The organism is Streptomyces sp. NPDC041129, assembly GCF_055592265.1.
This window is the reverse complement of the sequence record NZ_JBVIYV010000001.1, coordinates 1,516,395-1,530,364: the sequence shown is the minus strand read 5'-3', so window position 1 is coordinate 1,530,364 and position 13,970 is coordinate 1,516,395. Positions and strand designations below refer to the sequence as shown.

17 protein-coding genes and 1 pseudogene are annotated in these 13,970 nt (G+C 71.3%); 12 read left to right on the top strand and 6 right to left on the bottom strand.

Features of this window, described 5'->3' with window-relative positions; translation table 11 throughout:
• The first annotated feature begins 174 nt into the window (after positions 1–174).
• The 7 genes from ACZ6B1_RS06695 (at position 175) to ACZ6B1_RS06665 (ending at position 4,311) form a co-directional block, all read left to right on the top strand.
• Entirely contained in the window at positions 175–414 is a 240-nt protein-coding gene (locus ACZ6B1_RS06695; RefSeq protein WP_199210602.1) for a chaplin, read from the top strand.
• Between the two features lie 172 nt (positions 415–586).
• A complete protein-coding gene (locus ACZ6B1_RS06690; protein ID WP_468775569.1) occupies positions 587–1,429 on the top strand; it encodes a hypothetical protein in 843 nt (280 codons plus the stop codon).
• Positions 1,430–1,613: 184 nt separating this feature from the next.
• The gene (locus tag ACZ6B1_RS06685) at positions 1,614–1,904 is read left to right on the top strand and encodes a hypothetical protein (protein WP_468775568.1); all 291 of its coding nucleotides are present in this window, start codon (positions 1,614–1,616) and stop codon (positions 1,902–1,904) included.
• 164 nt (positions 1,905–2,068) lie between these two features.
• A complete protein-coding gene (locus tag ACZ6B1_RS06680; RefSeq protein WP_468775566.1) occupies positions 2,069–2,566 on the top strand; it encodes a DUF5949 family protein in 498 nt (165 codons plus the stop codon).
• 185 nt (positions 2,567–2,751) lie between these two features.
• Complete coding sequence (locus ACZ6B1_RS06675; RefSeq protein WP_468775565.1) at positions 2,752–2,952, top strand: hypothetical protein; 201 nt, start codon at positions 2,752–2,754, stop codon at positions 2,950–2,952.
• A gap of 20 nt (positions 2,953–2,972) precedes the next feature.
• A complete protein-coding gene (locus ACZ6B1_RS06670) occupies positions 2,973–3,461 on the top strand; it encodes a tyrosinase family oxidase copper chaperone (RefSeq protein ID WP_468775563.1) in 489 nt (162 codons plus the stop codon).
• A complete protein-coding gene (locus ACZ6B1_RS06665; protein WP_468775561.1) occupies positions 3,445–4,311 on the top strand; it encodes a tyrosinase family protein in 867 nt (288 codons plus the stop codon). The genes ACZ6B1_RS06670 and ACZ6B1_RS06665 overlap by 17 nt, the downstream gene beginning before the upstream one ends.
• A gap of 70 nt (positions 4,312–4,381) precedes the next feature.
• Here ACZ6B1_RS06665 and ACZ6B1_RS06660 read toward each other — a convergent pair whose 3' ends face one another.
• Positions 4,382–4,672, bottom strand: a complete 291-nt coding sequence (locus ACZ6B1_RS06660; protein WP_468775560.1) for a chaplin — start codon at positions 4,670–4,672, stop codon at positions 4,382–4,384.
• A 282-nt stretch (positions 4,673–4,954) separates the two neighbouring features.
• On the opposite strand from ACZ6B1_RS06660, the gene ACZ6B1_RS06655 reads away from it, so the two are divergent.
• Complete coding sequence (locus ACZ6B1_RS06655) at positions 4,955–5,575, top strand: DUF2087 domain-containing protein (RefSeq protein ID WP_468775558.1); 621 nt, start codon at positions 4,955–4,957, stop codon at positions 5,573–5,575.
• Positions 5,576–5,611: 36 nt separating this feature from the next.
• Here the strand turns inward: ACZ6B1_RS06655 and ACZ6B1_RS06650 are convergent, their stop codons facing one another.
• Complete coding sequence (locus tag ACZ6B1_RS06650) at positions 5,612–6,571, bottom strand: D-2-hydroxyacid dehydrogenase family protein (RefSeq protein WP_468775557.1); 960 nt, start codon at positions 6,569–6,571, stop codon at positions 5,612–5,614.
• A 194-nt stretch (positions 6,572–6,765) separates the two neighbouring features.
• On the opposite strand from ACZ6B1_RS06650, the gene ACZ6B1_RS06645 reads away from it, so the two are divergent.
• Both ACZ6B1_RS06645 and ACZ6B1_RS06640 read left to right on the top strand, forming a co-directional pair.
• A complete protein-coding gene (locus ACZ6B1_RS06645) occupies positions 6,766–8,778 on the top strand; it encodes a hypothetical protein (protein WP_468775556.1) in 2,013 nt (670 codons plus the stop codon).
• 100 nt (positions 8,779–8,878) lie between these two features.
• Positions 8,879–9,283, top strand: coding sequence for a hypothetical protein (locus ACZ6B1_RS06640; RefSeq protein WP_468775554.1), 405 nt, complete (start codon positions 8,879–8,881; stop codon positions 9,281–9,283).
• 134 nt (positions 9,284–9,417) lie between these two features.
• Here the strand turns inward: ACZ6B1_RS06640 and ACZ6B1_RS06635 are convergent, their stop codons facing one another.
• Together ACZ6B1_RS06635 and ACZ6B1_RS06630 are read right to left on the bottom strand one after the other, a co-directional pair.
• On the bottom strand, positions 9,418–10,035 hold the full coding sequence (locus ACZ6B1_RS06635) for a TOPRIM nucleotidyl transferase/hydrolase domain-containing protein (protein ID WP_468775552.1): 618 nt from the start codon (positions 10,033–10,035) through the stop codon (positions 9,418–9,420).
• A 565-nt stretch (positions 10,036–10,600) separates the two neighbouring features.
• Positions 10,601–11,050, bottom strand: a complete 450-nt coding sequence (locus ACZ6B1_RS06630; RefSeq protein WP_468775550.1) for a DUF2690 domain-containing protein — start codon at positions 11,048–11,050, stop codon at positions 10,601–10,603.
• Between the two features lie 547 nt (positions 11,051–11,597).
• Between ACZ6B1_RS06630 and ACZ6B1_RS06625 the strand changes: the two genes are divergently transcribed.
• Positions 11,598–11,936: a hypothetical protein gene (locus tag ACZ6B1_RS06625; RefSeq protein ID WP_468775548.1), complete on the top strand. Its 339-nt coding sequence runs from the start codon at positions 11,598–11,600 to the stop codon at positions 11,934–11,936.
• Positions 11,937–12,199: 263 nt separating this feature from the next.
• Entirely contained in the window at positions 12,200–12,901 is a 702-nt protein-coding gene (locus tag ACZ6B1_RS06620) for a DUF998 domain-containing protein (RefSeq protein ID WP_468775546.1), read from the top strand.
• 328 nt (positions 12,902–13,229) lie between these two features.
• On the opposite strand, the gene ACZ6B1_RS06615 is transcribed toward ACZ6B1_RS06620, so the two are convergent.
• A complete protein-coding gene (locus tag ACZ6B1_RS06615) occupies positions 13,230–13,517 on the bottom strand; it encodes a hypothetical protein (RefSeq protein ID WP_468776077.1) in 288 nt (95 codons plus the stop codon).
• Positions 13,518–13,823: 306 nt separating this feature from the next.
• Positions 13,824–13,923, bottom strand: a pseudogene (locus ACZ6B1_RS06610) (GntR family transcriptional regulator); the annotation flags it as partial.
• Positions 13,924–13,970: the final 47 nt, after the last annotated feature.

Sequence of the window (13,970 nt, the reverse complement as noted above, 5' to 3'; positions counted from 1 at the left end):
TCTATGGCGCATGCGGATTAATCGGAAGAAACCGGATAAGTGTGTCGGAATGGTGAAGGGGTACTTCCGCACACATCACCCCTTTGGCGGCGGAACCCCGGCGGCTGCCACGCGTTGACACAGCGCTGGGCATCCCGCCCGGATGTTTGTGTCGATCCCAAGGAGCACTTCTCCATGTCGCGTATCGCGAAGGGTCTGGTTCTGACCTCCGCCGCCGTCGCGGCCGTCGCCGGCGGTGTCGGCGTGGCCGCCGCCGACTCGGGTGCGGACGGCCTCGCCGCCAACTCCCCGGGCGTGCTGTCGGGCAATGTCATCGAGGCCCCGATCCACGTGCCGGTCAACGTCTGCGGCGACACCGTCGACGTCATCGGCCTGCTGAACCCCGCGTTCGGCAACGGCTGCGCAAACGACTGACGCCGAGGCGCATCCCCTTCGCCGGCCGCCCGCCCGTGCCTCACGCACGGACGGGCGGCCGGTTCACGTACCTGCTTCCCCCGGATGCTCCACCCGGGCTCCGAGCGGTTGCGGTACGCGGCGGGCGGTTCAACGGTGGGCTGAGACCCCAGCTCCACCGAAAGGAACCCGCATGCGTGTGCTGCTCCCACGGCGTCTCGCGTCCGCCACCCTCTGCGCCGCCCTCCTGGTCGGCATCGCCGGTTCCGCCGCCGTCGCCACCGACCTGGCCCGGGAGCGCACCGAGGCGGGTTCCCGCCCGGCCCTCCCCGGCGCCGACCCGCTGCTCGCCCGGATCAAGGCGCTGAGCGACACCGGCTCCGTCCCCGCACCTGTCAGGGAACTGCTCGAACAAGCGCTCCACAAGGGCCGGCTGACCCCCGGCGAGGCCCGACGGCTCGGCGAGGCGGCCAAGCGCTCCGTCACCGAGGCGGCCACCGGGACTCCCATGACCGCCGCCACGCCGAGCACGCCGCTCACGGCGATGACACCCGCGGCCCCGGCGGACACGCCGACGAGTGCCGCGGTGCCTTCCATGGACCCGGCGCTGTCCACTGCCGCGTCGCCCTCCATGGCAGCCGTGCCCACGGAGACGCCGTCCACGGCGACCGGCCCCGAGGCTCCCGCCACACCCGCCGCCCCCGTCATGAGCCAGACCCTCGGCCTGCCGGTCCCCGCGCCGCATCCGCGGGCCGCCGACGGTGCCGCCCGCATGGCGGTGCCCGCCGCCCGGGACGCCGCGAGTGACGCGCTCGCCGCGCTGACCAACGCGATCGACGCCCTGGTCGAGGCCGTCGTCTCCAGCCTCGAAGACGTACTGCCGACCGCCACCGGCGTGGTGAACGGGCTGCTGGGCCTGCTCAAGCCGGTCCTCCCCGGCACCGGGACACCGACCCCGAGCCTGGCCCTGCCCAGCCTGCCCAGCCTGCCCGCCGTGCCCGGCCTGCCGGCGGTCCCGGCCCTGCCGACCGGGTGACGGCTTCCCCTCCCCTCCTCCGCCCCGGCCGTCGTGCGCACCGGCGCACGACGGCCGGGGCGTCTTCCTTCTCGGAGGCATCTCATATGCCTTTTCGCTACGGGGTTTCCGGCCCGACGGCGACTCGTTAGGCACGGCGTCAGAATTCCCTGGGGTGACGTGAGTTACCGAAGGAAGGAACACGATGAAGTCCCTCAAGGCCGCCGCTGTCGTTGCCGGTTCCCTGGCCCTCGCCGGCGCCGCCGCGCCCGCGTTCGCCCAGAACTCGGCCGACCTCAGGCCCACCAGCCTCAACGGCGCCGTGGACACGCTCGCCCAGCACCCCCTCACCGTGCGCGACGTGATGCCGGTCAAGCACCAGTCGGACGCGCTCAGCACCGAGAACAAGGACTCCGTCCTGCACACGGTCAAGGACGCCACCACCGCCGTGAACCAGCAGAACCCGCTGCTCGGCGGCATCCCTCTGCAGGGCTGACACACCGGCGACGCGTCGAAGGAGGGCCGGTCCCGCGCCGTGCGGGACCGGCCCTCGGCGCGTTCGAGACCGCATCCCTCGATCGTGTGGAGCGGTACCCGGCACTGAGCCAAAGGGATGAGAGGCCACCGAACCGTGCCGTACCCCGTCGGTAGGGTCGCGCGGTGACCTCAACCTCAAGCGCGACCCCCGCCCGCCTCGCCGACCTCGGCACGCTCGTCGTCCTGGCCTGGAGCGGCGAGGCGCCCGACGGCACCGACATGCCCTATCTGCTGGGCTACTCCCTCGGGGACGCCGAGGGCGGCCCGGAGGCGACGGCCGCCGCGGTCGAGCGGCTGCTGGTGAGCAACGGGCTTCCGGTCGGCGGCGATCTGGTCGACGGCACCAACCGGCCCAGCCTGCCCGTCACCCTGCTCGTCGAGGCGGGACAGGCCGTCGTCAACATGCCGCAGTTGGTCGCACAGGCCGACGCCCCGCCGGAGTGGCTCGCCGCCGTCGCCGCACGCGGCTACGCCTACCTGGTCTTCACCACCCGCGCCTGGCCCGAGGGCGAGCCCGGCAAGGTGCTGGAACCGGCCGCGCTGGCCGCGTTCGCCGGCGCCGAGGAGACCCTCACGGCCGCCGCGCACGTCGTCCTGCCGGCCCGCCGCCTGCGCGGCTGATGCCCGCGGGCCCGGCCGACGAGCTGATGAATGACGAGCCCAAGAATGAGCGGCTGATGAACGACGAACGCATGAGCCCATGAGTCGAAGAGCGGACGAATGAAGAACCGATGGCTCAAGAACCGATGAGTTAAGAGCTGAAGAGTGAAGAGCCGAAGAGTGAAGAGCCGACGAACGGCGAACTGATGAGTGATCGGCTGATGAATGACGAGCCGATGAACGACGATCCGATGAGCGCAGAGCCGAAGAGTGAAGATCCGATGAGCCGATCGTTCACCGAGCGACCGGCTAGGGCACCCGGCGGTACGCCGCGCGCCGCGTACCGCCGGATGGCCCTGATCGGTGACTCGGCCCGGGTCCCGTCGGTTACCGATACGGACATCTGATCCCGATCGAGGAGTGAGAGATGGTCGTCGGTGCCGGAGGCGTCGCGGTGGGGGCGAATCAGCAAGTCGCGGCGGGTGGTCGCAGAGTCTCCCGCAGAGAGGCGGCCCGGGCGCTGCTGGCCACCGGCGCCGCCCTGGCGCTCGCCCCGGTCGTCGCCGCCTCCCGTCCCCTGCCTGCCGGGCGTGGTCCCGGGGGCAACTCCTTCGACGAGACCTACCGGGGCCGCCGCATCCAGGGCGCCCTGGTGCCGATCGCCGGGCGCCGCAAGGCCGACGGCGACTGGGAGGTCACCATCGACGGCCACCCGCTGCACCTCATGCGCCGGGCCGACGGCACCTGGCTGAGCATGCTCGACCACTACGCCTCGTACCCGACCGCGCTGGAGGCGACCCGCGCGGCGGTCGACGAGATCGGTCCCGGGCAGCAACTGCGCGACCTCGCCCCCGGACCGGTCGGCGGCGAGATGGCCGGGCACCACATGGGAGGCCGTCATGGTGTACGTGCGTAAGGACGTCAGCACGCTGACCCGCACCGAGCGCCGCAGGTTCGTCAACGCTCTGCTGGAGCTGAAACGGCGCGGCGAGTACGACGAGTTCGTGCGCATGCACATCGACCACTACGCCGCCGACGGCGAGACCGGGCTGCGCTCCGCCCACATGGCCCCGTCCTTCCTGCCCTGGCACCGCCAGTTCCTGCTGGACCTGGAGCGGGCGCTGCGCCGGGTGGACTCCTCGGTGACGGTGCCGTACTGGGACTGGACCCGGAACCGTACGAAGACTTCGGTGCCGTGGACGGCGGACGTCCTCGGCGGCAACGGGCGGCGCTCCGACCGGCAGGTGATGACCGGTCCGTTCGCCTACGCGGCGGGCCACTGGACCATCAGGGTCGGGATCACGAACGGCAGGTTCCTCACCCGGGACCTGGGCCGGGCCGCCAATCCCATCGCGCTGCCCACCAGGAGCCAGCTCCAGTGGGCCCTCGACGACCCCGTCTACGACGCCCGGCCCTGGGACTCGACGGCCGCCACGGGATTCCGCAACAAGCTGGAGGGCTGGGGACCCGGCAGCGGCAGCGCCTCCTGGCGCAACCACAACCGGGTGCACCGCTGGGTCGGCGGTGTGATGCTCGGTGGCGCGTCCGTCAACGACCCGGTGTTCTGGCTGCACCACGCCTTCCTCGACATGCAGTGGCACCGGTGGCAGCTCGCCCACCGCAGCCACCGCTATCTGCCCGCGAGTCCACCCCCCTCGGGGGACCGGCAGCACGGGCGGATCATCGCCCGGTACCAGAAACTCCCGCCCTGGGACGTGACGCCGGACCAGCTCGAGGACATGAGCGGGATCTACCGGTACGCGTGAGCGGGACACGGACACGGGAAGAGCCCCGGCGCTCGAGGTGCCGGGGCTCTGCGCTGTCCGTGCGGCCGGATCAGTTGCCGTAGGCGCCGGGGCCGGGGTTGCCCGGGGTGACCTTGTGGTCGCCGCCGTTGCCGCAGACGTTGCCGAACACGGGGTTCAGCGCGCCGATGACGTCGACCGTGTTCCCGCACACGTTCACGGGGACGTGCACCGGAACCTGGGCCGCGTTTCCGGACAGCACGCCGGCCGAGTCGAGGGCTCCACCCTCGGCGCCCGCGTCGGCCAGGGCGAGGCCGGCGCCGCCGATCACCACGGCACCCGTGCCGAGGGCGACGGCGGCTGCCTTCGCGATGCGAGACATCAGGTTCTCCTTTTGCTCGGGGGTACGGCGGCAGGACCAGCCGCCGCACTTCCCCGTTCAACGGCCCGGCAGGGGGCTGGTCACGCCGATCAGCCGGGGATCACCCGTTCAACGGGGCGCGCGGGGGGCGCCGCCGGGCGGGGTGTGGAGCGGGGCGTGGAGCGGCGGCGCAGGGGCCGCCGAGCGCAACGGGGCCGGCGGACGTACGGCAGACGTCCGACGCACGTCCGGCGCGCCCAAATTGGGAGGCGTCCGGCGAGGCCGGCCGCCTAGCCTCCGGTCATGACCACCGACTCAGGCACGGCCGCCGACACAGAAGCCGACCCGGGCAGCGCCGCCGGAACGAGCGAGCGGGCCAGGCAGTTGATCGGGCTGCTGGCCGAGGAGCGCCGGTTGCGCGCCCTCGCCGCCGTGGCCCTGGGCGCGGACACACCCGAACGGGTCGCCGAGGCGGCCGGGCTGTCCGCGAAGGACACGGCGCCGGCGCTGCTCCGGCTGCGCGAGCAGGGGGCGGTGACGGACGGCCCGGCGGGCGCGCTCGCCGTCTCCTACGGCCTGTTCCGTGAGCTGGCCCGCCGTGAGCGGCCGGCATCGCGGGCCGGGAACGGGACGGACGCGGTCCTGGACACCTTCGTCCGGGACGGGCGGCTGGTACGGCTGCCCGCCCAGTGGACCCGGAAGAAGCTGGTACTGCGGCACATCGCCGAACAGACCTTCGAGCCGGGCGTCGCGTACCCGGAGCGGGTCGTGAACGAGCGACTGCGGGCCTGGTGCCAGGACGCCGACGGCATCGACCATGTGACGCTCCGGCGCTACCTGGTAGACCTCCACCATCTGCACCGGAGCGAGGGCATCTACCGCTGCCCGGAACCCGCTGAGCCGGCCGGACACCGGCTGCCGTAGCCGGAGGCCGGACGCCGGTTGCCGTGCCCGAGAACCTCAGGGCAGCCGGCGCACCGGAGAACCCGCAAGGTACGCCTGGATGTCCTCCACCGCCTGGCCGTAGTACGTCGCGTAGTTGGCCCGTGAGACATAGCCCAGGTGGGGCGTGGCGAGGAGGCGGGGCGCGGTGCGCATCGGGTGGGACGCGGGCAGCGGCTCGAGGTCGAAGACGTCGATGCCGGCACCGGCGATCCGGCCCTCGCGCAGCGCGGTCAGCAGGGCGTCCTGGTCCACGATCGCCGCGCGGGAGGTGTTGACCAGGTAGGCGGTCGGCTTCATGAGGGCGAGTTCGGCGGCGCCGATCAGACCGCGCGTGCGCTCACCGAGAGCCAGATGGACGGAGACGAAGTCGCTGGACGCCAGGAGGTCCTCCTTGCCGGCGGTCAGTTCCACGCCGACCTTCTCGGCCCGCTCCTTGGTGAGGTTCTGGCTCCAGGCGCTCACCCGCATGCCGAAGGCCAGCCCGACCCGCGCCACCAGGCTGCCGATCTTCCCGAGTCCGAGCAGGCCGAGCCGGTGTCCGTGCAGATCGGCGCCGACGGTGGACTGCCAGGGCCCGCCCGAGCGCAGCGCGTCGCTCTCCTCGACGATCCCGCGGGCCAGACCCAGCAGCAGCGCCCAGGTCAGCTCCACGGGAGGCGTCGACGAACTCGCCGTACCGCACACGGTGACCCCGTGCGCCTCGGCGGCGGTGTAGTCGATGACACTGTTGCGCATCCCGGAGGCGACGAGCAGCTTCAGCCGGGGCAGGCGGGCGATCAGCGAGCCGGGGAAGGGAACGCGCTCGCGCAGAGTGACGACGATGTCGTAGCCGGCGAGGGCCGCGGCCAGGGCGTCCTCACCCGCCAGATGCTCGCGCAGCGCGACGACCTCCACCCGGTCCCCGAGCACCGACCAGTCGGCGGAGGCGGTGGCCACCCCCTGGTAGTCGTCCAGTACCGCGCAGCGAAGTCGCACGTGACCTCTCCCTTCCCCACGGCGACTCTACTGCCGGCCGAAGAGCCGAACCCGACCGAATACCCGGGGAAACGGAATCCGAACTGCTTCTTTCGGTCTGGTGTACAACTCTTCGCCCTCTTCCTCAGTCGAACTGACGAACAACGGCGTTTGCCCCCATCGTGCACGCCTGCCCGGAAGAGGAAACCTTGCCCATGACGATCCGTCGGTTGTGCGGTGCCCTGCGCGTGCGCGGGGTGACCGAGCTGCTCCTCGTGCTCCTGCTCGGCGCCGGCTTCGCCGCGCTGCCTGTCTTCGCGCTGCTGCCCGACTGGCGGGGCTTCGCCGTGGCATCGGCCGTGACGTACGCCGTGGACGAGGTGCTGCACTCCAGGGCTCCGGGGTTCGTGCGCAGGCTCGCGGCGTTGCAGCTCACCAGGCCGCTGCGGTTCGCGGTGCGCACGGTGATGCTGCTCGCGCTGGCCAGCCGGATGGACGCGCCGGAGGCGGTCCTGGTGGCGGCGCTGGCCGTCTTCAGCGCCCACTTCGCGATGATGATGCTGTACACGGCGGTGCACCACGCCATCCGCCGGCGCCGGGTGCTGCCGCTGGTCGTGCGCAACCTGGACATGAGCGGGCTGCCCATACCCAAGCAGCCGCCCGCCCTCCTCTACCGGCGCTTCCTGCGCAAGCTCCTCCACCTCGACCTGCCGGCCCACGCCGGGCTCCTCGCCGCGCTGGCGGTCGGCTCCTGGGAACCGGCGTACGGGGCCTTCGCCGTCACCGTCGGCGTGACCACGGCGGTCGTCGTCGCGCTGCTGGACCAGTACCGCAAGGTCCGCCGCATGCCCGCGCAGGACGAGGTGTTCGCCGAGGTCAACCGGCAGCTCGCCGGGTACCGCCCCGAGGTGGCGCTCTACTTCAGCTTCGCGGCCGTCTCCCGTGACTTCATGTACCAGGTCAACATGTGGATCGAGACGCTGGAGCAGCTCGACATGCGCCCGGTGATCATCCTCCGGGAGCGGCCCTCCTTCCGTTACCTCAGCCGGACCTGGATCCCGGTGGTCTGTGTGCCGAAGGCCGACGACCTGGCCGAACTCGAACTCTCCGGCGTGCGCGTCGTGCTCTACCCGGGCAACGCGGGCAAGAACGTTCACATGCTCCGGGTGGCCGAGGCCAAGCACGTCTTCATCGGCCACGGCGACAGCGACAAGCTCGCCAGCAGCAACCGGGTCAGCAAGGTGTACGACGAGATCTGGGTGGCCGGCCGGGCCGGCCGCGACCGCTACCAGCGGGTGCGTCACGCCATCAGCGACAGCGCCATCGTGGAGGTGGGCCGCCCCCAGCTCTCCCCGATCCGGCTGCACGCCGAGCACACGCCCGGCCCGCTGCCCGTCGTCCTGTACGCGCCCACCTGGGAGGGCTGGAGCGACGACGACTGTCACACCTCGCTGATCCCGATGGGCGTGCGCCTGATCGAGAAGCTCCTCGCGGAGAACGTCCGGGTCATCTACAAGCCGCACCCGCTCACCGGCAAGCGCTCGGCCGAGGCGGCCCAGGCCGACAAGGAGATCCGCGAGCTGCTGCGCGGGGACAACGAGCAGCGCGGTGCCGCCGAGGCGGAGGCCGCGGTCGCCGCCGTCAAGCCCCGCCTGAAGGAGATCCAGGCCCGCCTCGACGAGCTGGCCGGCCGGAACGGCGGCGACGACGCCGAGCAGATGCGCGAGGCCCGGGTGCCGGACCGCGCGGGGGCGGCCGAGTGGCAGGAGCTGCGCGCCGAGTGGCACCGGATCTTCTGGGAGACCCGGGGCCCGGTCCGCCACAACGTGATCCTCAAGCAACTGCCCACCCTCTACGAGTGCTTCAACCAGGCGGACATCCTCATCAGCGACGTCTCCTCGGTCGTCGCCGACTTCGTGGCCAGCCTCAAGCCGTACGTCCTGACCAACGCCCACGATCTGCCGGACCCCGAGTTCCGGGCCGCCTACACCACGGCCGGCGGCGCCTACCTCCTCGACAGCGAGTGCGCCCGCCTGACGGAGATCCTGGACTCGGTCCGTGCCCCGCACACCGACCCCATGGCCCTGGACCGCCGCACCCTCAAGGAGTACGTCCTGGGCCCCGACCACCCGACCTCCATGGAGCGCTTCAACGCGTCCGTGAACGCCCTGGCGGCGAAGGCGGCGGCGGAGCGCGCGGAGGAGACGACCCCGGAACTGGCGGCCTGAGCGGAGCGGACGAGGCGGAGAACGGGGCGCTGAGGTACTCGGGTGGACCTGAGTACCAGCGCCCTGTTCCCGTACCGGGGCGGGCCGGAAAGCTTGGCCCATGAGCAGAGAATCGCGGAAACCCGCCCTCCATCTGTTGTCGATCCTCGTACTGGCCGGCGTGTCAGCGGCGTTGTGGGCCGCCTGGCTGGGCTGGGACCAGCACCGGGACGTCCACCCCGACGGCTCGACGACCGGTCCGTACGAGGCGTGGCAGGTCATCGGGCTCGTGCTGACGCTCCTGGTACCGGTGTGCCTCGCGGCGTTCCGGAACCACGTCGCGGCCGCGGTGCTCGGCACCTCGGCCGGCCTGACCGCCGCCGCGTACTACGACTGGTCGGACGACTCCAGCGGCCTCTTCGTGGTCGGCGTGGGCCTGGTCATGATGGGAAGCCTCGCCGGGACCACCGTCGTCTCCGCAGTGATCACCGCGGCGACGCGGGACGGCCGACGGGCCGGAGTCTGAGCGCGACGGATCCGGGCTGCGGACCAGGGCGGGGGACCCGGGCCGTGACCCTGGGCGGCGGCCCGAAGCGGTGGACCTGGGCGGCGGACTCGGACGGCGGACCTGGGCGGCGTCGGCCGAATCCGCCCGGCCGGTCAGAGAGCGGCGAGCAGACCGTCGAGTGGCTCCGGTACGCGATCGGCCTCGAGTGCCTCCACCAGCACCCGGCCGTAGTGGATCTTCCGCCCTTTCTTGGTACCGAAGAAGCGCCGCAACTGCTGCTGCGCGGTACGGCCCCGCTGCGCGGGCTGGCGCAGAAAGGTCTGCAGGGCCCGCTCGTCGCCCTCCGCCCGGACGAGCTCCGCCACCCGCGTCACACCGAGCGCGCGGATGAGCTCGTCCTCCAGATCCGCCGCACAGACGAAGAACCCCTGCCACGCGGCACTGGCCCGCTCCAACCCACGGACGTAGTAACCACGTTCCGCCTCGTCGCACAGCCCCGTGAGCCGCAGGCCGAGACCGGGCGGCCCGAGGACCCGGGCGAAGTGCCCGACGCTCATGGCGCCGCCCATCGACACCGCGCAAACCCCTTCGGCCGCCAGATCCCGACCCCGGCGCGCCGCCAGAGCACCGACGCCCGCGACATCGCTCGGCCCTTCGAGCAGCACGGCCACCCGCACCGACAACCGCCCGGCCAGCTCCCGCGCGGGCCCACCGTCCCCACCGGCCGCCCACACACCGACCGCATCCCGGAACGCCCCCATATCAGCCACGCCCCGAGTCTCCGCCTTCGTACGACCGGACCGCCACGCAATTTCCCCACCGGGCGGCGCCCCATCCCCTGAGCTCTCGGTCCCTGAGCCCTCAGCCTCTGAGCCCTCAAGCCCCTGAGCCGCCAGGAGGTCCCCCTTGCCTCCCCGCCCGCCTGATCCGCACATGGTGCACGACTCCGACGACACAGCCAGCGGCCAACAACCCAACGGCGGACTCGAGCATGGCGACGTAACGGTCCCCGTCCATGATCAGCTCGGCGAGATAAATCCCCGCTTCCAGGCTCCCCAGCCCGAAAAGACAGACCGACGCCCCACCGAGCGACCCCCGCGCCTTGCCGCCCGCTCGGGCGGCCCCCACCTGAACGCTTCGCATACCGCTCATGATGAGCGCGACGGGCCGGCAGGGCCATATGGGAGCGCGCCGCGGTGTTCCCGGCCGAACCGGCGCCGCGGGCCCGTATCCGAGCCGTGGCGAACGGATACGGGCCGCGAGGAAGGGCGAGTTGCGTCGTGACGGGTTCCGCTCAGCCGGTCAAGTGGCGGGCCGGCGTCACGGGAGCCCGCACTAGAACTTGCTGCTGCACTGCAGCGGGTACAGGTCGCTGTCGAAGCGGACGCACACGCGGTACTTGTACTCCGGACCGCCGAGCATGTTCGACCAGTCGGTCTTGCCGTAGTTGGGCGTCCTGACGGACAGGGACTTCAGCAGCTTGCCGTCGAGGCTCCACTTCTCGATGGTCGCGGTGGAGTCGTAGACCGACGGGTCCGCGTTGTTCTTGATCCGCACCCAGCCGGCCAGGCAGTCGGCCGACCAGCGCAGCTCCGCCACGCGGCCGTTGCTGTTCACCGTCCGCTTGGTGGAGCTGCTGTCGTCGCACTTGTAGGTGGCCGGGCCCTTGTTGTCGCACCCGGCACCGCTGCAGCCGGCGGCGTACGACGTACCGGCCAGCGGAACCATCGACAGCGTCGCCGCCGACACACCGATGAGCGCCAGCCTGGCTGTGGTCTTGCGCATGGCTGAGTTTCCCCCTCAGGAATAAGTGGTGTCCGGACACCCCGTTCGGCGCTGGGCCGTCATGCCGGAACCGCGGTGGAGCGCCCCCGGCTGGTCAGTGCCGCGCGCGCTGTCGGCTGGTGATCTTTCCGCCGACCAGGTGAGCCTGATCCACATCGGACACCCAAGTCAACGAAAATCTTCTCAAACCCTTGCTTTCAGGGCATGTTGGCCGGAAAGCGACTGGTGGCGGACTCCGCTGGACGACTCCGCATCGACCTCGGACCCCGCACAGGGCGACGAGTCACCAGTGGCCGCACAGGCTTGTCAGTGGCAGACGTTAACGTGCCCGCAGTGCCCATCGATCTTGTACCCCTCTGGAGCGGCGACGCCCGGTGAGACACCCGAGTTGCCCGCGAAGGATCTGCGCTCACTGATACCGGAGTACCGGGTCTCGCCCGGCAGGCCACCCTCCTCAACCCGGAGCGCAACGAGGCGGAGGTCGTGGCGGGAGGGCTCCTGTCGGAGGTCCCCGGGGTGAGCGAGGGGGGACTACGACGAGGACCACATGCCGGAACCGTCCACGCTGTCCCCGGTCGTCGCGGAGGGCTGTCCGAGGTGGCTCGATCTACCCTGGGACATCTGGGAGACCTGGGAACCCCGTCTCCGGCTGCCGTCGGGCGGCGCCAAGTGGCCACCGGACTCCGACATCATCGGCACGAAGGTCGGCGGCTGGCCCGCCTGGACCCAGCCCGCCGACTGGCCGGACTGCGAGAGCGGCCACCGCATGGAGCACCTTCTGACCATCACCGGCGACATCCAGCTGGGTCACGGCGGCGGCGTCTACTTCTTCCTCTGCCGCCAGTGCCCGGACCTCCCGTGGAACTGGCGCTTCGACTGCCACTGACGGAGCAGGCCGGCGGAGCGGCTTCGGGCTGGAGTTGCTTCGGCACGAGTGGAAGGCCCCGACGGCTGCCAGCGCGTCGAGCCGTCGTTGGAACTGACTCGCCCGGTAACGGACCTTGCCGGGAAGGCGACCGGCGGCGCTCGCGCCGAGGCGGCTGCACGTAGGGTCTGCCCCACCCCATCTCCGGGGGCTTGTCGGAGTGTCCGAGGCCGGCCGCGCGTGATCCGCTGTTCGCACGTAGTCGTGCGAGGGAGGACGGTCGGTTGAAGGCTCGGATCGGATACACCGCATGGGTCGCAGGCGTGGTGCAGTTCTTCGTGGTCCACGCGATCGTCGAGTCGGCCTGGGCAAGACCGTACAGCTGGGCACGGAACAACATCAGCGACCTGGGCAATGCCCACTGCGCCATGCAGTCGGATCCCGAGCCGCGCTACATCTGTTCTCCCGAGCACGGCCTGATGAACGCCTCGTTCATCGCTCTCGGCGCGCTTCTTCTCGTCGGCGTCGCCCTGACCGGTGCCCTGTGGCGCAGAGGCGCGACCGCGATCGTGGCCCGCTGCCTGCTGGCCTGCGCCGGCGTGGGGTTCGCGCTGGCCGGGCTGGCGCCCGCGGACGTCCACGAGAACCCGCACATCCTCGGGGCCCTGCTCATCATGGCGGTGGGCAACATCGGTCTTCTGCTGGCGGGAGTCGGCCTGGCGGCCGATGTGCCGGGTCCACTGCGACGGGCGGCCGGCCTGCTCGGCGCAGCCGCGGTCACGGCCTTCGCTCTCTTTCTCTCCCACCGCTATCTCGGACTCGGCATGGGAGGCATGGAGCGGGTGGCGGCATTTCCCCTCCTCGCGTGGACACTGGCAGCCGGCGTCCGGGGCCTGGTCCACCGGGCGCCTGACCGTGCGGGAGCGTCCCGCCCTGACGCGCATCCTTCGCCGGCACAGCGAGGACGAACAGCGCCAGGTGGCTGAACTGTGGCAGCTGGACAGCCCCGGAGTCAGCCCTTGACCACCAAGGGGGCGTCCGGGGCTCACCTGTGCCGAGCCATACCTGACCCGACCAGCAAAAAGCCCTCCCGAGCGGGAGGGCGGGGACTTGCGCACCGGCAGTAATCGAACCTGCGGCCAAGCGCTGGGAAGACGCGGCACATGGTGGCGCGACGGTCAGGCGGACGCTGCATTGCGCCGATGGGTGCGGTCACGAGTGGCACGACCTGCCGGATCCGCTGCGGGACGCAACCTGAGGTGACTTCTTGCCCTGGGGCACTCGGGCCAGGCAGGACGGAGGCCCCGCCACTGGTCAACCGATGAAGATGCTGTGCGTTCCGGGCACCTGTACTGCCAAGCCAGGAGGGATGACCTGGACGAACCCGCCTGCGCAGCCCGGAACGTTGTGGACCAGGGCGGGTGTGTCCGTGAAGTTGAAGACGGTTGACAGTCGAGCTATCTCGAAGCAGCCTTTCGGGTCGTCGTGACGGACTCCGTCGATCGCGAGGAACCCGTTCGCGGCGAAGGCCGAGCCCGGAACGGCGAGCGCGAGCACTCCGGCGGCGGAGAGTGTGGCGAGTGTCGAGCCGATGCGACGCATGACGAACCTCCCGACTTGGTGGGCCAGGCACATCCCGGCCCTGCAACCGACCGTACGGAAGCCTGCACGCATCGCATCCGGGCGTCCCCCAAGTGGGCGACTGCGGCGATCGGTGCAGCCGATGACCGCACACGGGGTCGTCGGCGTGCCGGGCAGATGGCGCAGGAGGCGGGGGTGGGGCATGCGGTTGCGTGTGCGAGGTCCTGTGCCCGGTGGGGCAGTGCCTCGATCAAGCCCGGCGGCGGGTCGGCTGTGGCTGCCACGCGCTGGTCTCAGGCGCGGCCGGCGCTCTTCGTGAGGTAGGCAATCCCCTTGCCTGCCCACGGCCTTCATGTCCGCCCGGAACGGCGACGCGTCTGGCCACTCACGTGCGAGACGAACGGATCACCCGCACGCGCTGGGTCGGGGCTCGGCTGTTCGGGTTGCCAGGCGCAACCCGTGATGATGCCGTCA